We start from the raw sequence: 22,109 nt of genomic DNA, 5'->3' as shown, positions 1-22,109 counted from the left end.
CAAATTACCGACGAAAGGCATTTTGCATGCAGGGGTTTGCAGTCTGAACTTGAATAACGAGGTTTTTTGACGAGATGGCCATGGCTGAGCATGACGATATCCTGAGTGACGCCGAGCGTGAGGCGTTGGCCATGGTGACTGCCCCTCCCACGCAGGAACCCCTGGTATTGGTGGTGGATGACAATCCAGTGAACAGCCAGGCGCTGAGCCTTTATCTGAAGGCCAAAGGCATTGGAAGCGTGACCGCTGATGGTGCCCAGGCGGCGTTGAGTCGGCTGAAGCGGGAACCGCGGATCGGCCTGATGATCACTGACCTGCGCATGGAGCCCAAGGATGGCCTGGAGTTGATCCGGTTGATTCGCGAGTCGGAGCGTGCGGCGTTGTCGATCATCGTGGTGTCCGGCGACACCGATGTGAAAGAGGCGGTGGACGTTATGCACCTGGGAGTGGTGGATTTCCTGCTCAAGCCGGTGGACCTGGACAGGTTGATGGAACTGGTGAAAAAGGAACTGAAAATCGAGTAGGAGCGGCTTTAGCCGCGATCACCTGCGAAGCAGGTGCCAGGCACCGCGTTGCCCGCATCGCGGCTACCGCTCCTACGGAGGAATCTGTTCCCTGCACGACGGCGCAGCGAACGGGCCGCATCGCGGCCCCTCACAGCTTACAACCCGTTACGCGCCTTGAACTCGCGGCGACGACGGTGCAGCACCGGCTCGGTATAGCCGTTTGGTTGCTTGGCGCCCTCGACCACCAGCTCGATAGCGGCCTGGAACGCGATGTTGTCATCGAAGTTCGGTGCCATCGGGCGGTACAGGGCGTCACCGGCGTTCTGCTTGTCCACCACCGCGGCCATGCGCTTGAGGCTTTCCAGCACTTGTTCCTGGGTGACCACGCCATGACGCAGCCAGTTGGCCAGCAGCTGTGCCGAGATACGCAAGGTGGCGCGGTCTTCCATCAGGCCGACATCGTTGATGTCAGGTACCTTCGAGCAACCCACGCCCTGGTCGATCCAGCGCACCACGTAACCGAGGATGCCCTGGGCGTTATTGTCCAGTTCGTTGCGGATCTCTTCTGCGGACCAGTTGGTGTCGGCAGCCAGCGGGATGGTCAGGATGTCGTCGACCGAAGCAGGGGTGCGCGAAGCCAGCTCGCGTTGACGCGCCTGCACATCGACCTTGTGGTAGTGCAGGGCGTGCAGGGTGGCGGCGGTCGGCGACGGTACCCAGGCGGTGTTGGCGCCGGCCAGCGGGTGGGCGATCTTCTGCTCGAGCATGGCGGCCATCAGGTCCGGCATGGCCCACATGCCCTTGCCGATCTGCGCGCGGCCTTGCAGGCCGGTGGCCAGACCGACATCGACGTTGTTGTTCTCGTAGGCGCCGATCCACTTCTCGTTCTTCATGGCGCCCTTGCGCACCACGGCGCCGGCTTCCATCGACGTGTGGATTTCGTCGCCGGTGCGGTCGAGGAAGCCGGTGTTGATGAACACCACGCGCTCGGCGGCCGCCTTGATGCAGGACTTGAGGTTGACCGTGGTGCGGCGTTCCTCGTCCATGATGCCGACCTTGACGGTATTGCGCTGCATGCCCAGCAGGTCTTCGACGCGGCTGAAGATCTCGGCGGCGAAGGCCACCTCTTCAGGGCCGTGCATTTTGGGTTTGACGATGTACACGCTGCCGCTGCGGGTGTTCTTGCGGCTGGTGTTGCCGTTGAGGTTGTGCAGGGCGATCAGGTTGGTGAACAGGCCGTCCTGGATACCTTCCGGAATCTCGTTGCCCTGGGCGTCGAGGATCGCCGGGTTGGTCATCAGGTGACCGACGTTGCGCACGAACAGCAGCGAACGACCGTGCAGGGTGACGCTGCCACCGTTCGGTGCGGCGTACTCGCGGTCAGGGTTCATGGTGCGGGTGAAGGTCTTGCCGCCCTTGCTGACGCTCTCGGCCAGGTCGCCTTTCATCAGGCCCAGCCAGTTGCGGTAGACGATCACTTTGTCGTCGGCGTCGACAGCGGCGACAGAGTCTTCGCAGTCCATGATGGTGGTCAGCGCCGACTCCATCAGGATGTCTTTAACACCTGCGGCATCGGTGCTGCCGACGGGGGTGGTGGCGTCGACCTGGATCTCGAAGTGCAGGCCGTTGTGCTTGAGCAGCACCGCGGTCGGGGCCTTGGCGTCGCCATGGAAGCCGATCAGCTGGGCGTCGTCGCGCAGGCCGCTGTTGCTGCCGCCCTTGAGGGCGACCACCAGCTTGCCGCCTTCGATGCGGTAGGCGGTGGAATCGACATGGGAGCCTGCAGCCAGTGGCGCGGCCTGGTCGAGGAAGGCACGGGCGAAGGCGATGACCTTGTCGCCGCGCAGCTTGTTGTAACCCTGGCCTTTCTCGGCGCCGCCCTCATCGCTGATGACGTCGGTGCCGTACAGCGCGTCGTACAGCGAGCCCCAGCGGGCGTTGGCGGCGTTCAGGGCGAAGCGGGCGTTCATCACCGGCACCACCAGCTGCGGGCCGGCCATGTGGGCGATTTCTTCGTCTACGTTTTGCGTGGTGGCCTGGAAGTCCTCGGCCTGCGGCAGCAGGTAGCCGATTTCCTGGAGGAAGGCTTTGTACGCCACGGCGTCGTGGGCCTGGCCCTTGCGCGCCTGGTGCCAGGCGTCGATCTTCGCTTGCAGCTCGTCGCGCTTGGCGAGCAGGGCTTTGTTCTTGGGAGCGAGGTCGTTGATGATCTTCTCGGCACCGGCCCAGAACTGCTCGGCGTTGATGCCGGTCCCCGGAATGGCTTCGTTGTTGACGAAGTCGAACAGGACCTTGGCGACCTGAAGGCCACCGACTTGAACGTATCCAGTCATTGCTTGCCTCACCTCTGCTCAGCTATTTCGCTTTCGCTCTTCTGTATTAAGCCTGTAGCGCTTCTCTAAACACGGCACCAGTGCATGCCCCAATGACTCACGAGGGCGGCTGGGTGCGGCTCGCCAGACGGGGCGGCGAGCGGGTGGCGTATTTTCACAGGCGCCTTGGCAGACATCGAAACGACGTTTTGTAGTCCACGTCGACGCATACTACATGAAGCAGCAGGCAGGTAAACATCAGACTAAAAGCGTCGCTCCGCGACCGGTTGGTCGCATAGGGTCACGCTGGGAGACGACATGTTCGCAAAAAACAGGTGGATTGTTCCAGATAAATCTTGAAACAGTACACGATTGCTTGGCTGAGCTGTCCTGCGGCAGGTTGCCGCGCCTTGCCTATACTGATGCGATCCCAGTTTTTCGGCCGTCTGCCGCGGCCCTGACCGAACCAAGAGGAGTGGCCTGTGGACCATCTCGTACTCACCGTGATCGCCCCCGACAAGGCCGGGCAGGTCGAACGCATCGCCGAATGCATCGCCAATCACAACGGCAACTGGCTGGAAAGCCGCATGTCGCGCATGGCCGGGCAGTTCGCCGGGATCCTGCGGGTGGCCGTGCCGGCGGAAAACTACGACGAGCTTGTCGCCTCGCTGCAGAAGCTTGCCCAACACGACATCCGCGTGCTGATCGCCGAAAGCGGCATCGAGCCGTCCTGCACCTGGAAACCGATCGCCATGGAGCTGGTGGGCAACGATCGGCCGGGCATTGTCCGTGATATCACCCGCTTGCTGGCCGAGCAAGGGGTGAATGTGGAGCGGCTGAGCACCGAGGTTCGCCCGGCGCCGATGAGCAGCGAGCCGCTGTTCCGCGCCGATGCCTTGCTGGCGCTGCCGTTGACCTTGTCGCTGGAAGACCTGCAGCGGCGGTTGGAGAGTCTGGCCGATGACCTGATGGTGGAGTTGAAGCTGCGGCCGGAAGAGTGATTCAAGAGCGCCGCGCCCCTGTAGGAGCCGGCTTGCCGGCGAACAAGGTTATCCCCGATTTCAGAGGGACGTCTCTGTGGATAACCTGGGGGTGCCCCGTTGCAGGCCAATAATGGCGCAGCCTGGCGCGATTTGAGCAAAAAACATCCAATAATCAGTGGCTTGTGCACAAACGACGGGGACGAGGGTGTGGATAACCTTTGGAGCGCTTGCTGCAGGCCACGTCTTCCGTGGCCTGCAGCAATATGATCGATTTTTGATCAGGCGCGCTTGCGCAAGCTGATCCAGGCATCGACGCTATAAACCGCCAGGCCGGCCCAGATGCAGGTGAACGCCAGCAGGTTGCTCGCCGTCAGATGCTCGTCGAACAGCAGTACCGCCTGCAACAGTACCAGGGTCGGTGCCAGGTACTGCAGGAAGCCCAGCGTGGTGTAGGGCAGGTGACGGGCTGCGGCGTTGAAGCAGACCAGCGGCACCAGTGTCACCGGGCCGGCCGCGATCAACCACAGCGCCTCGCTGCTGCTGAAGAACTCAGGGCTGGCGCTGCTGGCGGCCGGGTGCAGCAATAGCCAGCCAATGGCGATGGGCACCAGCATCCAGGTCTCGACCACCAGCCCAGGCAGCGCGGCCACGGGTGCCTGCTTGCGAATCAACCCATAGAAACCGAACGACAGTGCCAGCGCCAGCGACACCCATGGCAGGCTGCCGACCTGCCACACCTGTTGCACCACCCCCAGTGCCGCCAGCCCCACCGCCAGCCATTGCAGGCGGCGCAGGCGCTCGCCGAGCAGCAGCATGCCCAGCAGCACGTTGATCAGCGGGTTGATGTAGTAGCCCAGGCTGGCCTCGAGCATGCGCCCGTTGTTCACTGCCCACACGTAGGTCAGCCAGTTGCCGGCGATCAGCGCGCCGCTCAGGGCCAGGATCGCCAGGCGTCGCGGGTTTTCGCGCAGCTCGCGCCACCAGCCGGGGTGTTTCCACACCAGCAGCAGGAGCGAGCCGAACAGCGCTGACCAGAGCACCCGGTGGACGATGATCTCCACCGCCGGGACGCTCTGGATGGCTTTGAAGTACAGGGGGAACAGGCCCCAGATGATGTAGGCGCCGAGGCCCAGGAGGTACCCGCGGCGCGGGTTGGCGGCGTGCATGAAAAATCCTTGCTTAGGTAGCTAAATAAAGCGACGCCTATTGTAGACAGACCGCGACGCGCTTCTAGAACAATTTCAAGGGTTCTTCATCCAGTGCGGCGATCTGCTCGCGCAGGGTGAGGATCTGGTCGCCCCAGTAGCGCGGCTGACCGAACCAGGGGAAGCTCGGCGGGAACGCCGGGTCGTCCCAGCGCCGCGCCAGCCAGGCGCTGTAGTGCAGCTGGCGCAGGGCCCGCAGTGGCTCGATCAGGGCCAGTTCGCGCGGGTCGAAGTCGTGGAACTCGTTGTAGCCGTCGATCAGTTCGGCCAGCTGGCCCAGGCGTTCTTCGCGGCTGCCGGCGAGCATCATCCACAGGTCCTGGACGGCCGGCCCCATGCGGCAGTCGTCGAGGTCGACGACGTGGTAGATGTCGTCGCGGTGCATCAGGTTGCCGGGGTGCAGGTCACCGTGCAGACGGATCGTCTGGTGCGGGGTGCGGGCGTAGACATCCTCGACCCGCTTCAACAGGTCGCGGGCCACCGACTCGTAGGCCGGCAGCAGCTCGCGGGGCACGAAGTCGCCATCGAGCAGGGTCTTGAGCGAGGCGTGGCCGAAGTTGTCCACAGCCAGGGATTCACGGTGGGCGAAGGGCTTGGTGGCACCCACCGCATGCAGGCGCCCGAGCAGTTGCCCGAGGCGATAGAGCTGGTCGAGGTTGCCCGGCTCCGGGGCATGCCCGCCACGGCGTGGGAACAGGGTGAAGCGGAAACCCTGGTGCTCGAACAGCGAGCGACCTTCGTGCAGCAGGGGGGCCACCACTGGCACTTCGCACTCGGCCAGTTCAGTCGTGAAGGCGTGTTCCTCCAGAATCGCCGCATCGCTCCAGCGTCCTGGGCGGTAGAACTTGGCGATCAGCGGCTGTTCCCCCTCGATGCCCACCTGATAGACGCGGTTCTCGTAGCTGTTGAGCGCCAGCACTCGTGCGTCGCTGAGAAAGCCCAGGCTTTCCACGGCATCCAGTACGAGGTCGGGGGTGAGGGTATCGAAGGGGTGGGACATGAAAGGCTCCAAGCGCGGGGGCTGCGTGGGCGCATGGTAGCGCATTGGCCTGGGCATGAATGTGTTCGGCAGGCTCACGTCTTGCCTGTAGGAGCCGGCTTGCCGGCGATGGGCTGCACAGCAGCCCCGCTTCAGAGCCCTGTGTGCATCAGACTGGAACGCCGAGCAACACATGCGACGGGTGGAACTGCACCCGCAACGTGCTTCCCGCTCCTACCCTGTGCTGCGTCACCCACTGTTCCTCGGCAATAGCACACAGTGTCTGGCCGTTACCCAGCGCCAGGCGCACTTCACTCGGCCCGTCGGTATCGGCCAGCACTTCCTCGACCTTTGCCTCCAGACAGTTGCTGCCGGGTTCCGGCGCCTCATCCGCGCCAAGCAACTGCACCCAGCCCGCCTTGAGCAGTGCAATTACGGTCGCGCCCAATGCCAGCTCCAAGCGCTCGGTACTGCCGCGTGTGATCAACGCTTCGATCTCCAGCCCACCGCCCAGGTCCAGGCTGATGCGGTCATGCCGGCCTTCACGGCGCAGCCCGCTGATTCGCCCTTGCAGCTGGTTGCGTGCACTGGTGCGCAACATCAGGCGCCCGAGCAGGTCGAGGTCGCTGGTTTCCTCGGCGGCTTCAAGTATCTGCGCTTGCAAGGCCTGCAGACGCTGATAGAGACGCAGCACCCGCTCACCCTCCGCGGACAGCCGCGCGCCACCGCCGCCGCGCCCCCCCGTGCTGCGCTCCACCAAGGGTTGCGCCGCCAGGTTGTTGAGCTCGTCGATGGCGTCCCAGGCCGCCTTGTAGCTGATGCCGGCGGCCTTGGCCGCGCGGGTGATCGAGCCTTGTTCGGCCACATGCTGCAACAGGGCGATGCGCTGTGGGCGGCGGGCGATGTGCTGGGTGAGCAGGGCAGGCAGGGACATGGGCGGGTATCGAATGTGGTGAATATCCCGCGACGTTGCCGCCCGCACCCGGTCAAGTCAAGCCTGGCCGGGGCGAGGCGTGCGCGCCAGGCAGTAGATGTCGACGCGCCGGGCACCGGCCTTGCGCAGCAGCCCGGCGATCGCCTGGGCGGTCGCGCCGGTGGTCATGACATCGTCGACTACGGCCAGGTGCAGGCCTTCGACATCAGTGCCGGGCGCCAGGGCGAAGGCCCGGCGCAGATTGCGTTGCCGAGCAGTGGCGCCCAGTGCCTGCTGGGCGGGTGTGTCGCGCGTGCGCTCCAGCAGGTGTTCATCCCAGGGCAGTTCAAGCTGCCTGGACAGCCAGCGACACAGCATGGCCGCCTGGTTGAAGCCACGCTGGCGCAGTCGACGCCTCGCTAAAGGAACGGGCAACAGCCGGTCGGGCCTCGGCAAGCCTTCGCCATGGCGATGTTCCACGGCATGCCCGAGCAACTGTGCCATCAACCGTCCAAGGGGCCATTGGCTGTTGTGCTTGAAACGGCTGATCAGGGTGTCGACTGGAAAGCCGTAGTGCCAGGCGGCGACGACCCGGCAGAACGCCGGTCGGCGACGGCTGCAACTGGCACAGGTGAGCCCCTCCAGCGACAGTGGCAAGGCGCAGCGGATGCATTGTTCACCCAGCCAGGGCAGCTCGCTTTCACAGGCTTGGCACAGTGGATAAGGCTGCCTGGCGGGCTCATCGCAAAGCAAACATGTATGTCTATTATTTATACACTTGTAAACCAGTGATTTTATGTTTGGTTGACAGTTCATAGGCCTTCCATGACTATGCGAGCTATCCGTGATGCGCTGGTAGGTTTTCTTGTTCCGGCGTCAGTCAGACCCTAGATAAGGAAACGCCGATGAGCGCCAGCGCAATTGCAACTACACGTCACGACTGGTCCCTGGCCGAGGTCAAGGCGCTGTTCCAGCAGCCATTCAACGACTTGCTGTTCCAGGCCCAGACCATGCACCGCGCGCACTTCGACCCCAACCGCGTGCAGGTTTCCACGCTGCTGTCGATCAAGACCGGCGCCTGCCCGGAAGATTGCAAATATTGTCCGCAGTCCGGCCACTACAACACCGGGCTGGAAAAGCAGAAGCTGATGGAAGTGCAGAAAGTGCTGGAGGAAGCCGCCCGGGCCAAGGCCATCGGTTCGACCCGTTTCTGCATGGGCGCGGCCTGGAAGCACCCGTCGGCCAAGGACATGCCCTACGTGCTGGAAATGGTCAAAGGGGTCAAGGCCATGGGCCTGGAGACCTGCATGACCCTCGGCAAGCTCGACCAGGAGCAAACATTGGCCCTGGCCCAGGCCGGCCTGGACTACTACAACCACAACCTCGATACCTCGCCGGAGTTCTACGGCAGCATCATCACCACCCGCACCTACAGCGAGCGCCTGCAGACGCTGGCCTACGTCCGTGATGCCGGGATGAAGATCTGCTCCGGCGGCATCCTCGGCATGGGCGAGTCGCTGGACGACCGCGCCGGCCTGCTGATCCAGCTGGCCAACCTGCCCGAGCACCCGGAGTCGGTGCCGATCAACATGCTGGTCAAAGTCGCCGGCACGCCGCTGGCCGAGGAAGAAGACGTCGACCCGTTCGACTTCATCCGCATGCTGGCCGTGGCCCGAATCCTCATGCCCAAGTCCCACGTGCGCCTGTCAGCCGGTCGCGAGCAGATGAACGAGCAGATGCAGGCCCTGGCGTTCATGGCCGGCGCTAACTCGATCTTCTACGGCGAGAAACTGCTGACCACCGGCAACCCACAGGCCGACAAGGACATGCAACTGTTCGCCCGCCTCGGTATCAAGCCCGAAGCCCGTGAAGAACACGCCGACGAAGTGCACCAGGCGGCCATCGAGCAGGCGCTGGTCGAACAGCGCAACAGCGAGCTGTTCTACGACGCAGCCTCGGCCTGACCATGGCCTTCGACCTCGCCGCGCGGCTGGCCGAACGGCGTGCCGCGGACCTCTATCGGCAACGGCCGCTGCTGCAAAGCCCGCAAGGGCCGCAGGTGGTGGTCGACGGACAGCCGCTGCTGGCATTCTGCAGCAACGACTACCTGGGGCTGGCCAACCACCCCGACGTGATCCAGGCCTGGCGCGATGGCGCCGGGCGCTGGGGCGTCGGCGGCGGTGCCTCGCACCTGGTGATCGGCCACAGCACCCCACATCACCAGGTCGAGGAGGCGCTTGCCGAGCTGACCGGGCGCCCGCGCGCACTGCTGTTCTCCACCGGCTACATGGCCAATCTCGGTGCCATTACCGCGCTGGTGGGGCAGGGCGACACGGTGCTGCAGGACCGCCTCAACCACGCTTCGCTGCTCGATGGCGGCCTGCTCAGCGGCGCCCGCTTCGGCCGTTACCTGCACAACGATCCCGCGAGCCTCGCCAGCCGCCTGGAGAAGGCCACCGGCAATACCCTGGTGGTCACCGATGGCGTGTTCAGCATGGATGGTGATTGCGCCAACCTGCCCGCGCTGGCTGACGTGGCGCGGGCCCGTGGTGCCTGGCTGATGGTCGACGACGCCCATGGCCTTGGCACGCTGGGCGCCAACGGCGGTGGCCTGGTCGAGCAGTTTGGTCTGGGCGTCGACGACGTGCCGGTGCTGATCGGCACCCTGGGCAAGGCCTGTGGCACTTCCGGTGCCTTCGTCGCCGGCAGCGAGGAACTGATCGAGGCACTGGTGCAGTTCGCCCGGCCCTACATCTACACCACCAGCCAGCCACCGGCATTGGCCTGTGCGACGCTCAAGGCACTGGAGTTGTTGCGCCGCGACACCTGGCGCCGAGAGCACTTGGCTGCGTTGATCCATCAGTTCCGTGAAGGCGCGCAGCAGATCGGCCTGACCCTGATGGACAGCCAGACGGCGATCCAGCCGATCCTGATCGGCGATGCAGGGCGCGCCATGGCGCTGTCGCAAAAACTGCGCGAGCGCGGCTTGCTGGTCACCGCGATCCGCCCACCCACCGTGCCTGCCGGCAGTGCGCGCTTGCGCGTGACCCTGAGCGCGGCCCACAGCGAGGCCCAGGTCCAGCTATTGTTGAATGCATTGGCCGAGTGTTATCCACAGCTGGAGTCCGCCGATGCGTAACCGACTGATCCTCCTGCCCGGCTGGGGGCTGGGCACCGCATCCCTGGAGCCGTTGGCCGCCAGCCTGCGGGCCCAGGATTCACGCCTGCAGGTCGAGCTGATGCCACTGCCGGAGCTGGCCGACAGCGATGTCCAGGCCTGGGTCGATCATCTCGACCGTAAATTGCCCACTGACGTGTGGCTGGGTGGCTGGTCACTGGGCGGCATGCTCGCCAGCCTGCTGGCGCACAAGCGCGGCGACCATTGCTGCGGACTACTGACCCTGGCCAGCAATCCGTGCTTCGTGGCCCGTCCCGACTGGCCCCACGGCATGGCGCCGGACACCTTCGGTACCTTCCTGGATGGTTGCCGCAGCCATACCCAGGTCACCCTCAAGCGCTTCCGCACCCTGTGCAGCGACGGCGCCCTGCAGCCGCGCACCTTGCTGCGCCAGCTCGGCGTGGGGGTGCCGGACACCGATCCGTTGTACCTGGCCACCGGCCTCGAAGTACTGGCCAAGCTGGACACCCGCACCGCGCTGGAGCAATACGACGGCCCGCAGTTGCACCTGTTCGCCGGCAGCGACGCACTGGTGCCGGCCGATGCGGCCAAGGCCCTGAGCGACCTGCTGCCGGACGTGGAAGTCGGCCTGGTCGAAGACAGTTCCCACGCCTTCCTGCTGGAATACCCACAGGAACTGGCGGCGGGCATCAAGAGTTTCCTGCATGAGAGTGGCGATGACTGACCTTTCCCACCCAACCCTGCCCGGTGCCCTGCCGGACAAGCGCCAGGTGGCGGCTTCGTTCTCCCGCGCGGCGGCCAGCTACGACAGTGTCGCGGCCCTGCAGCGCGCGGTCGGTGTTGCCTTGCTGGACAAGCTGCCCGACGGCCTGGCGCCTGCGCGCTGGCTCGACATGGGCAGTGGCACCGGGCATTTCAGCCGGGTATTGGCCGAGCGTTTCAGCCACGCGAACGGTGTGGCCCTGGACATCGCCGAGGGCATGCTGCGCCATGCCCGCGAACAGGGCGGCGCGCACCACCATGTGGCTGGCGATGCCGAGCGCCTGCCGTTGCGTGACGCCAGTGTCGACCTGTTGTTCACCAGCCTGGCGGTGCAGTGGTGCGGCCAGTTCGCCAGCGTGCTGGACGAGGCACGGCGGGTGCTGCGCCCAGGTGGCGTGCTGGCGTTCAGCAGCCTGTGCGTGGGCACATTGGAAGAGTTGCGCGCCAGCTGGCAGGCAGTGGACGGCATGGTTCACGTCAACCGGTTCCGCCGTTTCGAGGACTACCAGCGGCTGTGCGGCGAAAGTGGCCTGCAACTGCTCGACCTGGAGCGTCGTCCCCATGTCCTCCACTACCCGGATGTGCGCAGCCTGACCCACGAGCTCAAGGCGTTGGGTGCGCACAACCTCAATCCGGGGCGCCCTTCCGGGCTCACCGGCCGGGCGCGGATGCAGGGCCTGTTGCAGGCCTACGAACAGTTCCGCCAGCCGCAGGGCCTGCCGGCCACCTACCAGGTGGTCTATGGTGTGTTGCGCAAACCCATGGCGCAGGAGCAGTAGCATGAGCCAGGCTTATTTCATCGCCGGCACCGACACCGACGTGGGCAAGACCACCATCGCCGCCGGCCTGCTGCACGCGGCGCGGCAACTGGGTATGAGCACCCTGGCGGCCAAGCCTGTGGCTTCCGGCTGCACGGTTTCCGGCAAGGGGCTGCGTAACAGCGATGCCCTGGCCTTGATCGACGAGAGTTCGATCAAACTGCCTTACGAAGCGGTCAATCCGTTCGCCTTCGAGCCCGCCATCGCCCCGCACGTGGCGGCACGTGAGGCAGGGGTGGCATTGCACGTGTCGACCTTGAGTGATGCCATGCGCCACGTGCTCGCCCAAGGTGCCGACTTCACGTTGATCGAAGGGGCAGGGGGATGGCGGGTGCCACTGTCCGACACGGCCAATCTTTCCGACCTGGCCATTGCCCTGAAGCTGCCAGTGATCCTGGTGGTTGGTGTGCGCCTTGGTTGTATCAACCACGCCTTGCTCAGTGCCGAAGCTATTGCCCGGGATGGGTTGCAACTGGCCGGTTGGGTAGCGAACATCGTCGATCCGCGCACATCGCGCCTGGAAGAGAACCTCTCCAGCCTGGCCGAGCGCTTGCCGGCGCCGTGCCTCGGGCGTGTCCCCTGGCTCAAGCAGGCGGGGGCGGATGCGGTCGCCGAGCACTTGCAGCTGGACTTGCTGGACTAGTGTGATCGCAGGCAACCCGTAACCCATCGATTTGGCGCGACCTCTGTAGGAGCGGCTTGAGCCGCGATCACCCGCAAAGCGGGTGCCGGGCACCGCGTTGCCTGCATCGCGGCTAAAGCCGCTCCTACAGTCCCCTGCGCGAATTCATATCGTCTGGCTCTATTGGATGGCACTAGGCTATTAGTGATTTAAACGGGCCTTTTGCCTGATGTGCTGCTTTAATTAGGCCTGTTCACTATCCAGCGTCACGGAGTCCTGACATGGAAATCAATGCGAGCTCCGCCTTCTACGCGGGCCTTGGCGCCATCCAAAACGGGCAGAACCGCGTCAACCAGGCCGCCCAGCAGATCGCCAGTGGCGCGGTCGAGCGCGGCGAGGAAAGCGGGCAGTCCAGCCAATTCCAGGCCGAACGCCTGCGCGGCGTCGATCGCAGCCAGCAGTTGGACCTGGCCACCAGCACCGTGCAACTGGCACTGGGCAAGTTCGAGGTCGAACTGGGCGTGAAAGTCGCCAAGGCTTCGGACGAAATGCTCGGTCGTTTCATCGACACCTACGCCTGACCCGCTGAATCACATCCGGCTACACCATCGCGGGGCAAGCCCGCTCCCATGCCCCGCCTTGCGGCGATTGCGTGGGAGCAGGCCTGCCCCGCGGTGCATTCGGGTGAGCGTGGCGTAAATGCCATGTTCGGCGGCAAAAATGGCACCATAGTGCCTTCTTGACATTGGCGCCACCTAAACGTAAGTTTCAAACAACTGTTTGACCGAAAGCCGCCAAGAGCTGGTCGGTATCCGCGGTCTCCCCACCGAACTCATCACAGAGGTTCATCGCAATGCCTGATTACAAAGCCCCCTTGCGTGATATCCGCTTCGTCCGCGACGAGCTGCTCGGCTATGAGGCGCACTATCAGAGCCTGCCGGGCTGCCAGGACGCGACACCAGACATGGTCAACGCGATCCTGGAAGAAGGCGCGAAATTCTGTGAGCAGGTGCTGGCACCGCTGAACCGCGTCGGCGACCTGGAAGGCTGCACCTGGAGCGAATCGGGTGTGAAGACCCCGACTGGCTTCAAGGAAGCCTACCAGCAGTTCGTCGAAGGTGGCTGGCCGAGCCTGGCCCATGACCTCGAGCACGGCGGCCAGGGCCTGCCCGAGTCGCTGGGCCTTACGCTCAGCGAAATGGTCGGCGAGTCGAACTGGTCGTGGGGCATGTACCCAGGCCTGTCTCACGGCGCGATGAACACGATCTCCGAGCACGGCACCCCCGAGCAGCAAGAGACCTACCTGACCAAGCTGGTGTCCGGCGAGTGGACCGGCACCATGTGCCTGACCGAGCCGCACTGCGGCACTGACCTGGGCATGCTGCGCACCAAGGCCGAACCTCAGGCCGACGGCAGCTACAAGGTTTCCGGTACCAAGATTTTCATCTCGGCCGGTGAGCACGACATGGCCGACAACATCGTCCACATCGTCCTGGCCCGCCTGCCCGACGCACCGGCCGGCACCAAAGGCATCTCGCTGTTCATCGTGCCGAAGTTCCTGCCGAACGCCGAAGGCGGCGTGGGTGAGCGCAATGGTGTGAGCTGCGGCTCCCTGGAACACAAGATGGGCATCCACGGCAACGCCACCTGCGTGATGAACTTCGACGCTGCCACCGGCTACCTGATCGGCCCGGCCAACAAGGGCCTGAACTGCATGTTCACCTTCATGAACACTGCCCGTCTGGGTACCGCCCTGCAGGGCCTGGCCCACGCCGAAGTGGCGTTCCAGGGTGGCCTGAAGTACGCCCGTGACCGCCTGCAGATGCGCTCCCTGACTGGCCCGAAAGCGCCGGAAAAGGCCGCCGACCCGATCATCGTCCACCCGGACGTGCGTCGCATGCTGCTGACCATGAAGGCCTTCGCCGAGGGTAACCGCGCGATGGTGTACTTCACCGCCAAGCAAGTGGATATCGTCAAGTACAGCCAGGACGAGGAAGAGCGCAAGAAGGCCGACGCCCTGCTGGCCTTCCTCACCCCGATTGCCAAGGCGTTCATGACCGAAGTCGGTTTCGAAGCTGCCAACCACGGCGTGCAGATCTACGGTGGCCACGGCTTCATCGCCGAGTGGGGCATGGAGCAGAACGTGCGCGACAGCCGTATCTCGATGCTGTACGAAGGCACCACTGGCATCCAGGCCCTCGACCTGCTCGGCCGTAAAGTGCTGATGACCCAGGGCGAGGCGCTCAAGGGCTTCACCAAGATCGTCCACAAGTTCTGCCAAGGGCAGGAAGGCAACGCCGCTACCAAAGAGTTCGTCGAGCCACTGGCGGCGATCAACAAGGAGTGGGGCGAGCTGACCATGAAGATCGGCATGGCCGCCATGAAGGACCGTGAGGAAGTCGGTGCCGCCTCGGTGGACTACCTGATGTACTCCGGCTATGCGTGCCTGGCCTACTTCTGGGCCGACATTGCCCGCCTGGCTGCCGAGAAACTGGCTGCCGGCACCAGCGAAGAGGCGTTCTACACCGCCAAGCTGCAGACTGCGCGCTTCTACTTCCAGCGCATCCTGCCGCGCACCCGCTCGCACGTGGCGGCGATCCTGTCCGGCGCCGACAACCTGATGGCGATGAAGGAAGAAGACTTCGGTCTGTCCATCTAAGCCCGCCGGTTGTACGAAAAACCGCCTGCCCTCACCGGCAGGCGGTTTTTTTTTGCATGGACTTTTACGCCTGCCTCTGTAGGAGCGGCCTTGTGCCGCGAAAGGGCTGCGCAGCGGCCCCAGGATTGAGGGTTGATACAAAGATCGCTGGGGCCGCTTTGCGGCCCTTTCGCGGCACAAGGCCGCTCCTACAGGGACCGCGCAAACAGGAAAAATCCGACCGGGTGTCGCATCCAGTAACGAGAAAGTCTCAAGCTTCACCCCTGATCTGCCGTTAAAGCGGGCATCTGTATTCATCTATTCATGTGCACTGCCGATGAAGTAGGGGCACAATGCCATTATTGATCTGCCGGGTCGGAGATTACCCTTGTTTCGTCTATCCGCTGTACGCGCGAGCCATTTCCTGCCTTCATTGATTCTGTTGCTGGCAGGGCTTGCGGCAGCCTATGTAAGGGACCTCAGCGTCTTCTTCACATCGCTGTTCAACGTTCTACCCACCTTGGTGCTGCTGCTGGGTGGCGCCTACTGCGCCGTCTATCGCCGGCAGCGCGAGCTGTTCCTGATGGTCGCGGTATACATCGCCTATTTCCTGCTCGACACCCAGACCGACTATTACCGTGACAATGGCCGGGTCCGCGACGACGCGGCGGTGATCTTCCACCTGGTCTGCCTGTTGTTGCCCGCGTTGTTCGGTCTCTACGCTGCCTGGCAGGAGCGCACCCACCTGGCCCAGGACATGCTCGCCCGGTTTGCCGTGCTGTTCGCCGTCGGCAGCGTGGCGGTGGCTTTGGAGCAGAGCTTCCCCGAGGCGTTGCTGGGCTGGCTGGCGGAAATCCGCTGGCCTTCGCTGCACGGGCAGTGGATGAGCCTGATCCAGCTGGCCTACCCGTTGTTCCTGGTAGTGTTCATCCTGCTGGTAGTGCAGTACCTGCGCGAACCCCGGCCGTTGCACGCGGCACAGGTCATCGGCCTGATCGGTATCTTCTGGATGCTGCCCAAGACCTTCATCCTGCCCTTCACCCTCAACATCATGTGCAGCCAGGTGATGCTGATGATCGCTGCGGCGGTCTCGCACGAGGCCTACCAGATGGCCTTCCGCGACGAGTTGACCGGCCTGCCGGGGCGCCGCGCGTTGAACGAGCGCATGCAGCGGCTGGGGCGCAACTATGTGATCGCCATGAGCGACGTCGACCATTTCAAGAAATTCAACGACACCCACGGCCACGATGTCGGCGACCAGGTGCTGCGCTTGGTCGCCAGCCGTTTGTCCAAGGTCACCGGGGGCGGGCGCGCCTACCGTTATGGTGGCGAGGAGTTCGCCCTGGTGTTCGCCGGCAAGACCGCCGAGGAGTGCCTGCCCCACCTGGAGGCGGTGCGCGAGATGATCGCCAACTACGCTATCCAGTTGCGGGACCAGAACAGCCGGCCCAATGACGATTCCACGGGGCGGCAACGCCGAGGGGCGGGCGCCAACAGCACGGTATCGGTGACCATCAGCATCGGTGTCGCCGAGCGTCAGGTCGATCATCGCAACCCCGACGAAGTGCTCAAGTCCGCCGACCAGGCGCTCTATAGCGCCAAGGGCGCAGGGCGCAACTGTGTGATGACCTTCGGTCAGCAATCACGGCGTGGAGCCATTCGCATGGCATGACTGTTGTCGACTATTCAGTCGCATGATGACCCTATGTCTCGTAAAAGTTGTTCGGTTACACTGCGTCCATCCCAGTGCCGCGGCCCCGACGGGCCGCCCCGACCCCGATAGCGAGAGGTTGTCATGGCTGAATATAAAGCGCCCCTGCGCGACATGGGCTTCGTGCTCAATGAAGTCTTCAACGTGGCCGAGCTCTGGTCGCAGCTGCCCGCCCTGGCCGAAGTGGTCGACGCGGAAACTGCCATGGCGGTGCTGGAGGAGGCCGGCAAGGTCACTGGCAAGAGCATCGCTCCGCTGAGCCGCGCCGCCGACGAAGAGGGCTGCCATTGGGACAACGGTGCGGTACGCACCCCGGCAGGCTTCATTGACGCCTACAAGACTTACGCCGAAGGTGGCTGGGTCGGTGTTGGCGGCGATCCGCTGTTTGGTGGCATGGGCATGCCCAAGGTCATTTCGGCCCAGGTCGAGGAGATGGTCAACGCTTCGAGCCTGGCCTTCGGCCTGTACCCGATGCTGACCGCCGGCGCCTGCCTGTCGATCAACGCCCACGCCAGCGAAGCGCTCAAGGAACAATACCTGCCGAACATGTACGCCGGTGTCTGGGCGGGTTCCATGTGCCTCACCGAGCCGCACGCCGGCACTGACCTGGGGATCATCCGCACCAAGGCCGAACCGCAGGCCGATGGCAGCTACAAGGTCAGCGGCACCAAGATCTTCATCACCGGCGGCGAGCACGACCTCACCGAGAACATCATCCACCTGGTGTTGGCCAAGCTGCCGGACGCCCCGGCGGGCCCGAAAGGCATCTCGCTGTTCCTGGTGCCCAAGTTCCTGGTCAACCAGGACGGCAGCCTGGGCGCGCGCAACCCCGCCAACTGCGGCTCGATCGAGCACAAGATGGGTATCCAGGGCTCGGCCACCTGCGTGATGAACTTCGACGAAGCGGTCGGCTACATCGTCGGTGAGCCGAACAAGGGCCTGGCGGCCATGTTCACCATGATGAACTACGAGCGCCTGGGGGTCGGCATCCAGGGCCTGGCCTCGGCCGAGCGCTCCTACCAGAACGCCGTGGAATACGCCCGGGACCGCCTGCAGAGCCGCGCTCCGACCGGCCCGCAAGCGCAAGACAAGGTGGCCGACCCGATCATCGTCCACCCGGACGTGCGCCGCATGCTGCTGACCATGAAGGCGCAGATCGAAGGCGGCCGCGCCTTCTCCACCTATGTGGCGATGCAGCTCGACAGCGCCAAGTACAGCGAAGACGCCGCCACCCGCAAGCGCAGCGAGGAACTGGTGGCACTGCTGACCCCGGTGGCCAAGGCTTTCCTCACCGACCTGGGCCTGGAGTGCACCGTGCACGGCCAGCAAGTGTTCGGTGGCCATGGCTATATCCGTGAGTGGGGCCAGGAGCAGCTGGTGCGTGACGTGCGCATCACCCAGATCTACGAAGGCACCAACGGTATCCAGGCGCTGGACCTGATGGGCCGCAAGGTGGTGGGCAGCGGTGGTGCCTACTACAAGCTGTTCGCCGACGAGATTCGCCAGTTCATCGCCAGCGCCGGTAGCGAACTGGGTGAGTTCACCCAGCCATTGGCGGCTTCCCTCGACCAGCTCGACGAACTGACGGCCTGGGTGCTGGACAAGGCCAAGGGCAACCCCAACGAGATCGGCGCCGCGTCGGTCGAGTACCTGCATGCGTTCGGTTATGTCGCCTATGCCTACATGTGGGCATTGATGGCGCGTGCCGCCCAGGCGGGCGAGGGTGATGCCGATTTCTATGGCGCCAAGCTGGGTACCGCGCGCTTCTACTTCGCACGCTTGCTGCCACGGGTTGATTCGCTGGCGGCTTCGGTGAAGGCTGGGAGCGAATCGCTCTACCTGCTGGATGCCGCGCAGTTCTGAGCCAGGCCCGTTCGCCGGCAAGGCCGGCTCCTACAGGTTTGGCGCAATCCCTGTAGGAGCCGGCTTGCCGGCGAACCTCGGTAGTCTGGTCTTCACATAAAGACGGGTGTAATCCATAGAAGGGGCTGCGATGCAGCCCTTGTCGTTTCCGAGGTTTGGAGAGGTCATTTCGTGTAAGCATTTTCCTACACGACGTGGTGACTTTTCTCCTCTTTCCTAAGATTGGATCCACGGTTACTCTTTCTTACATGGACGGAGCGCAGGAAGCGCAATGGACAGAACAGGGACACCGTAGGATTTCCTGCCAGGATGGCGGGGTGAAATGGAAGTCACAGGGAAACAGTCTGGAAAACCCCGCTTCGGCGGGGTTTTCTTTGTGCGCGTGTTTCAGCCAAGCACATCCAGCGGCGACACGCCCAGCTGACGTGCGTCGGTCTCTTCCTCCAGCAAAGTGCGCAGCAGCTCGACCGAGGCTTGCTGGCGCTGGGCATCGCGAAACACCAGGCCGACCTTCAACGGCACCCGCGGCTCGCTCAATGGTTTCCACAGCAGTGCCTGGTCATCCTCCGCGGCATCCTTGGCCCGCCCGGGCAGGATGGTCGCCAGCGCCGTGTGCGCCAGGCTGTCGAGAATCCCCGCCATGTTGTTCATTTCCGCCTGCACCTGCGGCCTGCGCCCCAGGTTGGCCAGCTGTGCCTTCCAGATCTGGCGGACCTGGAATTCCTCCCCCAGCATCAGCATCGGCAGCTCCGCCGCCTGGCGGATCGAGACTTTCTTGAAATCCTTGAGCGGGTGGTTGTTGGGGATGACCAACTGCAGCTCGTCTTCATACAGCATCAAGCCATGCAGGCCGGGTTGGCGCGGCGGCAGGTAGCTGATGCCGATGTCCAGGCTGCCATTGAGCAGGCGCCGCTCGATCTCCAGCCCCGACAGTTCGTAGATCTGCACCACAAGATGCGGCTGGGCCCGGCGCACACGTTCCAGCAACTGCGGCACCAGACTTGGCCTCACCGTCTGCAGCACACCGATGGCCAGGGTGCGCAGCGACTGGCCCTTGAAGTTGCGCATGGCTTCGTGGGCTCGTTGCAGGCCGTCGAGCAAGGGCAGGGCATGGTTGTACAGGGTATGGGCGGCCAGGGTGGGCAGCAGGCGTTTGTTGCTGCGCTCGAACAGGTTCAGGTCGAGGCTGTGCTCGAGCTGGCGGATCTGCTGCGAAAGAGCCGGCTGGGACAGTGACAGGCGCTCGGCGGCGCGGCCTACATGGCCTTCTTCATAGACCGCGACGAAATAGCGCAGTTGACGGAAATCCATAAGCAATACTTATCGAAAAAGCTGGAAAATCGGAATGGCCCCAGCGTGCCTTGGCGCCTAGTCTATCGCCGTATTCCAGAGGGTTACAGCGATCATCGCAAAGATTGTTACCCCGGATGAAAAACACTTTTGATAGGCAAGGCAAAATATTCATTACCCGGCGCCAGACCGGGCCTTGACCGCTCACGACCGTGAAAGGCTGGAACCCCGATGAACCTGTTCAACCTGCGCCGCCCGGCCCCTGCGCCCGCAGAGCCAAAGCGTGCACTGGCCGCCGAGCCGGCCCCGGCGCAGACTGCCCGCAAGCGCTTGATGCCTGGCAGCGAACATGCGCCACAGGTGTTTGTGCGTGGCCAGGGCTCCTGGCTGTGGGACAGCGAAGGGCATGCTTTCCTGGACTTCACCCAGGGCTGCGCGGTCAACAGCCTCGGCCACAGCCCGAGCGTGCTGGTCAAGGCGCTGAGCGACCAGGCCCAGGCGTTGATCAATCCTGGCACGGGTTTGCATAGCCGTGGCCTGCTGAACCTGGTCGACCGGCTGTGCCAGAGCACCGGCAGCGACCAGGCCTACCTGCTCAACAGCGGCGCCGAGGCTTGCGAAGGGGCAATCAAGCTGGCGCGCAAGTGGGGCCAGCTGCACCGAAATGGTGCCTACCACATCATCACCGCCAGCCAGGGTTGCCATGGCCGTAGCCTGGGGGCGTTGTCGGCTTCCGATCCGCTGCCGTGCAACCGCTGTGAACCAGGCCTGCCAGGTTTCAGCAAGGTACCGTTCAACGACCTGGCGGCGCTGCATGCCGAGGTCGATTCGCGCACCGTGGCGATCATGCTCGAGCCGATCCAGGGCGAGGCCGGGGTGATCCCGGCGACCCGGGACTACCTCCAGGGTGTCGAACGGCTGTGCCGTGAACTGGGCATCCTGCTGATCCTCGATGAGGTGCAGACCGGCGTCGGGCGCTGCGGCGCGCTGTTGGCGGAAGAAACCTACGGCGTACGCGCCGACATCATCACCCTGGGCAAGGGCCTGGGTGGCGGCGTGCCATTGGCCGCGCTGCTGGCCCGGGGCAGCGCCTGCTGCGCCGAGCCGGGGGAGCTGGAGGGCAGCCACCACGGCAACGCGCTGATGAGCGCCGCCGGCCTGGCCGTGTTGCGCACGGTGCTGGAGCCCGGCTTCCTCGAACATGTGCAGGACAGCGGGCGTCATCTGCGTGATGGCCTCAGCCGCCTGGCTGGGCGCTACGGCCAGGGCGAGGTGCGTGGCCAGGGCCTGCTGTGGGCCATGCAGTTGCATGAGGCCGAGGCCGGTGAGCTGGTCGAGGCGGCGCTGCGGGAAGGGCTGCTGCTCAATGCCCCGCAGGCCAATGTGCTGCGCTTCTCGCCGGCCCTGACCGTGAGCAAGGGCAACATTGACGAGATGCTGGTGCGTCTGGCCCGGGCCTTCGCCCGTCTGCATGCACGGCAACACGACCGCCGTGAGGTGCCGGCCTGAGCGGTCGCCCCGGCAAAGCGAATTTCAACGAACCGTCTCGCGTTTCTGCGCATCGCCCCTGGCCTGCAGTATTTGGCCCGGGGCGTTTTTTTTACCGCGCGCGCGGCGGTGGAACCTCTGCGCTGAGTGGCTGGTCTGTGTTGAAACCCTTCAAGGAGCGCAGCCCATGGACTTCATCCGCATCATCATCGCCATCATCCTGCCGCCGCTGGGGGTGTTCCTCCAGGTCGGGTTCGGTGGGGCGTTCTGGCTGAACATCCTGCTGACCCTGCTGGGGTATATCCCGGGGATCGTCCATGCGGTGTACATCATCGCCAAGCGTTGAGCCGGCGGTGCCACCCGCCAGTCAGCGGGTGGTCGCCTTCGGCTTGTAGGCGCAGTAGCCTGGGCGCGGCCCGACCTTGGGGTGATTGCGGCAGGTGTCCGGGCGCTTGTCATAAATGGTGCACAGGCGGCTCTTGCGGTCCAGGTAGAGGCAGTCGTCGTTGCTCATCCGGGTCAGGGTGAAGATCCCGGACTTCTGGTTGAAGCGCTCGATGATGCCGTCCTTCTGCAGGCGCTTGGCGATGTTCTTGGGTGGCTCGTCTTTCTCGAACTCGTCCACCACGCCAATGCGGATCAGATCCTTGATCTTCACCTCCACCGGCAGGGTGCAGCAGGTCGAGTGGCAGCCGCCACACATGTGGCTGGCATAGCGCTGCCAGGTCTCCAGGCGGTCGACTTCGGCGGCGGCGATCAGGGTCGGTTTCATGGTTGCGGTTTTATTCTTGCAGGGGAAATCACGGTTTCAGGGCGCGCGATGATACCGGAGTTGTTCAAATTGTGAACAACCTTTTGCCGGGTTTACCGGTGCTCGATG

20 protein-coding genes are annotated in these 22,109 nt (G+C 64.2%); 13 read left to right on the top strand and 7 right to left on the bottom strand.

Annotated features, from left to right (window positions below; genetic code table 11):
• Window positions 1-80 precede the first annotated feature (80 nt).
• A complete protein-coding gene (locus P5705_RS06000; protein ID WP_277459977.1) occupies window positions 81-524 on the top strand; it encodes a response regulator in 444 nt (147 codons plus the stop codon).
• Window positions 525-661: 137 nt separating this feature from the next.
• Here the strand turns inward: P5705_RS06000 and P5705_RS05995 are convergent, their stop codons facing one another.
• Complete coding sequence (locus P5705_RS05995; RefSeq protein WP_277459976.1) at window positions 662-2,839, bottom strand: malate synthase G; 2,178 nt, start codon at window positions 2,837-2,839, stop codon at window positions 662-664.
• A gap of 461 nt (window positions 2,840-3,300) precedes the next feature.
• Between P5705_RS05995 and P5705_RS05990 the strand changes: the two genes are divergently transcribed.
• Entirely contained in the window at window positions 3,301-3,819 is a 519-nt protein-coding gene (locus tag P5705_RS05990) for a glycine cleavage system protein R (RefSeq protein WP_277459975.1), read from the top strand.
• 260 nt (window positions 3,820-4,079) lie between these two features.
• On the opposite strand, the gene rarD is transcribed toward P5705_RS05990, so the two are convergent.
• The 4 genes from rarD to P5705_RS05970 all read right to left on the bottom strand — a co-directional run bounded on the left by rarD (window position 4,080) and on the right by P5705_RS05970 (window position 7,714).
• Entirely contained in the window at window positions 4,080-4,967 is an 888-nt protein-coding gene (gene rarD / locus P5705_RS05985) for an EamA family transporter RarD (RefSeq protein WP_277459974.1), read from the bottom strand.
• Between the two features lie 64 nt (window positions 4,968-5,031).
• Window positions 5,032-6,006, bottom strand: a complete 975-nt coding sequence (locus tag P5705_RS05980) for a serine/threonine protein kinase (protein WP_277459973.1) — start codon at window positions 6,004-6,006, stop codon at window positions 5,032-5,034.
• A 148-nt stretch (window positions 6,007-6,154) separates the two neighbouring features.
• Window positions 6,155-6,919, bottom strand: coding sequence for a TOBE domain-containing protein (locus P5705_RS05975; RefSeq protein WP_277459972.1), 765 nt, complete (start codon window positions 6,917-6,919; stop codon window positions 6,155-6,157).
• Between the two features lie 57 nt (window positions 6,920-6,976).
• Window positions 6,977-7,714, bottom strand: coding sequence for a ComF family protein (locus P5705_RS05970; protein WP_277459971.1), 738 nt, complete (start codon window positions 7,712-7,714; stop codon window positions 6,977-6,979).
• Between the two features lie 89 nt (window positions 7,715-7,803).
• Between P5705_RS05970 and bioB the strand changes: the two genes are divergently transcribed.
• The 9 genes from bioB to P5705_RS05925 all read left to right on the top strand — a co-directional run bounded on the left by bioB (window position 7,804) and on the right by P5705_RS05925 (window position 18,451).
• Window positions 7,804-8,862 (top strand): biotin synthase BioB, encoded by a 1,059-nt coding sequence (gene bioB / locus P5705_RS05965; RefSeq protein ID WP_277459970.1) that lies wholly within the window; start codon window positions 7,804-7,806, stop codon window positions 8,860-8,862.
• 2 nt (window positions 8,863-8,864) lie between these two features.
• On the top strand, window positions 8,865-10,037 hold the full coding sequence (bioF, locus tag P5705_RS05960) for an 8-amino-7-oxononanoate synthase (RefSeq protein WP_277459969.1): 1,173 nt from the start codon (window positions 8,865-8,867) through the stop codon (window positions 10,035-10,037).
• A complete protein-coding gene (locus P5705_RS05955; RefSeq protein WP_277459968.1) occupies window positions 10,030-10,761 on the top strand; it encodes an alpha/beta fold hydrolase in 732 nt (243 codons plus the stop codon). Before bioF ends, P5705_RS05955 begins: the two co-directional genes overlap by 8 nt.
• Window positions 10,754-11,578: a malonyl-ACP O-methyltransferase BioC gene (gene bioC, locus P5705_RS05950; RefSeq protein ID WP_277459967.1), complete on the top strand. Its 825-nt coding sequence runs from the start codon at window positions 10,754-10,756 to the stop codon at window positions 11,576-11,578. Before P5705_RS05955 ends, bioC begins: the two co-directional genes overlap by 8 nt.
• A gap of 1 nt (window position 11,579) precedes the next feature.
• Window positions 11,580-12,260, top strand: coding sequence for a dethiobiotin synthase (gene bioD / locus P5705_RS05945; protein ID WP_277459966.1), 681 nt, complete (start codon window positions 11,580-11,582; stop codon window positions 12,258-12,260).
• Window positions 12,261-12,520: 260 nt separating this feature from the next.
• Complete coding sequence (locus P5705_RS05940; RefSeq protein WP_277459965.1) at window positions 12,521-12,820, top strand: pyrroloquinoline quinone biosynthesis protein PqqE; 300 nt, start codon at window positions 12,521-12,523, stop codon at window positions 12,818-12,820.
• Window positions 12,821-13,092: 272 nt separating this feature from the next.
• Entirely contained in the window at window positions 13,093-14,898 is a 1,806-nt protein-coding gene (locus P5705_RS05935; RefSeq protein ID WP_277459964.1) for a phenylacyl-CoA dehydrogenase, read from the top strand.
• A gap of 367 nt (window positions 14,899-15,265) precedes the next feature.
• Window positions 15,266-16,549, top strand: coding sequence for a GGDEF domain-containing protein (locus P5705_RS05930; protein WP_277459963.1), 1,284 nt, complete (start codon window positions 15,266-15,268; stop codon window positions 16,547-16,549).
• A gap of 123 nt (window positions 16,550-16,672) precedes the next feature.
• Window positions 16,673-18,451, top strand: coding sequence for an acyl-CoA dehydrogenase C-terminal domain-containing protein (locus P5705_RS05925; RefSeq protein WP_277459961.1), 1,779 nt, complete (start codon window positions 16,673-16,675; stop codon window positions 18,449-18,451).
• 387 nt (window positions 18,452-18,838) lie between these two features.
• Here P5705_RS05925 and P5705_RS05920 read toward each other — a convergent pair whose 3' ends face one another.
• Entirely contained in the window at window positions 18,839-19,762 is a 924-nt protein-coding gene (locus P5705_RS05920; RefSeq protein WP_277459960.1) for a LysR family transcriptional regulator, read from the bottom strand.
• Window positions 19,763-19,972: 210 nt separating this feature from the next.
• On the opposite strand from P5705_RS05920, the gene P5705_RS05915 reads away from it, so the two are divergent.
• Together P5705_RS05915 and P5705_RS05910 are read left to right on the top strand one after the other, a co-directional pair.
• Complete coding sequence (locus P5705_RS05915) at window positions 19,973-21,250, top strand: aspartate aminotransferase family protein (protein WP_277459959.1); 1,278 nt, start codon at window positions 19,973-19,975, stop codon at window positions 21,248-21,250.
• Between the two features lie 166 nt (window positions 21,251-21,416).
• Complete coding sequence (locus tag P5705_RS05910) at window positions 21,417-21,575, top strand: YqaE/Pmp3 family membrane protein (protein WP_009681539.1); 159 nt, start codon at window positions 21,417-21,419, stop codon at window positions 21,573-21,575.
• Window positions 21,576-21,596: 21 nt separating this feature from the next.
• Here the strand turns inward: P5705_RS05910 and P5705_RS05905 are convergent, their stop codons facing one another.
• Entirely contained in the window at window positions 21,597-22,001 is a 405-nt protein-coding gene (locus P5705_RS05905; RefSeq protein WP_213658660.1) for a YkgJ family cysteine cluster protein, read from the bottom strand.
• Between the last annotated feature and the right edge of the window lie 108 nt (window positions 22,002-22,109).

This window comes from Pseudomonas entomophila, assembly GCF_029478665.1.
In the GTDB taxonomy this organism is placed as follows: Bacteria; Pseudomonadota; Gammaproteobacteria; order Pseudomonadales; family Pseudomonadaceae; genus Aquipseudomonas; species Aquipseudomonas entomophila_F.
This window is presented reverse-complemented; position numbering and strand designations above follow the sequence as displayed.

Excerpts from the sequence above, each read along its gene's own strand:
- P5705_RS06000 (WP_277459977.1), top strand. The coding sequence starts at position 81 with ATGGCTGAGCATGACGATATCCTGAGTGACGCCGAGCGTGAGGCGTTG.
- P5705_RS05995 (WP_277459976.1), bottom strand. The coding sequence starts at position 2,839 with ATGACTGGATACGTTCAAGTCGGTGGCCTTCAGGTCGCCAAGGTCCTG.
- rarD (WP_277459974.1), bottom strand. The coding sequence starts at position 4,967 with ATGCACGCCGCCAACCCGCGCCGCGGGTACCTCCTGGGCCTCGGCGCC.
- P5705_RS05980 (WP_277459973.1), bottom strand. The coding sequence starts at position 6,006 with ATGTCCCACCCCTTCGATACCCTCACCCCCGACCTCGTACTGGATGCC.
- P5705_RS05975 (WP_277459972.1), bottom strand. The coding sequence starts at position 6,919 with ATGTCCCTGCCTGCCCTGCTCACCCAGCACATCGCCCGCCGCCCACAG.
- P5705_RS05970 (WP_277459971.1), bottom strand. The coding sequence starts at position 7,714 with ATGAACTGTCAACCAAACATAAAATCACTGGTTTACAAGTGTATAAAT.
- bioB (WP_277459970.1), top strand. The coding sequence starts at position 7,804 with ATGAGCGCCAGCGCAATTGCAACTACACGTCACGACTGGTCCCTGGCC.
- bioF (WP_277459969.1), top strand. The coding sequence starts at position 8,865 with ATGGCCTTCGACCTCGCCGCGCGGCTGGCCGAACGGCGTGCCGCGGAC.
- P5705_RS05955 (WP_277459968.1), top strand. The coding sequence starts at position 10,030 with ATGCGTAACCGACTGATCCTCCTGCCCGGCTGGGGGCTGGGCACCGCA.
- bioC (WP_277459967.1), top strand. The coding sequence starts at position 10,754 with ATGACTGACCTTTCCCACCCAACCCTGCCCGGTGCCCTGCCGGACAAG.
- bioD (WP_277459966.1), top strand. The coding sequence starts at position 11,580 with ATGAGCCAGGCTTATTTCATCGCCGGCACCGACACCGACGTGGGCAAG.
- P5705_RS05940 (WP_277459965.1), top strand. The coding sequence starts at position 12,521 with ATGGAAATCAATGCGAGCTCCGCCTTCTACGCGGGCCTTGGCGCCATC.
- P5705_RS05935 (WP_277459964.1), top strand. The coding sequence starts at position 13,093 with ATGCCTGATTACAAAGCCCCCTTGCGTGATATCCGCTTCGTCCGCGAC.
- P5705_RS05925 (WP_277459961.1), top strand. The coding sequence starts at position 16,673 with ATGGCTGAATATAAAGCGCCCCTGCGCGACATGGGCTTCGTGCTCAAT.
- P5705_RS05920 (WP_277459960.1), bottom strand. The coding sequence starts at position 19,762 with ATGGATTTCCGTCAACTGCGCTATTTCGTCGCGGTCTATGAAGAAGGC.
- P5705_RS05915 (WP_277459959.1), top strand. The coding sequence starts at position 19,973 with ATGAACCTGTTCAACCTGCGCCGCCCGGCCCCTGCGCCCGCAGAGCCA.
- P5705_RS05910 (WP_009681539.1), top strand. The coding sequence starts at position 21,417 with ATGGACTTCATCCGCATCATCATCGCCATCATCCTGCCGCCGCTGGGG.
- P5705_RS05905 (WP_213658660.1), bottom strand. The coding sequence starts at position 22,001 with ATGAAACCGACCCTGATCGCCGCCGCCGAAGTCGACCGCCTGGAGACC.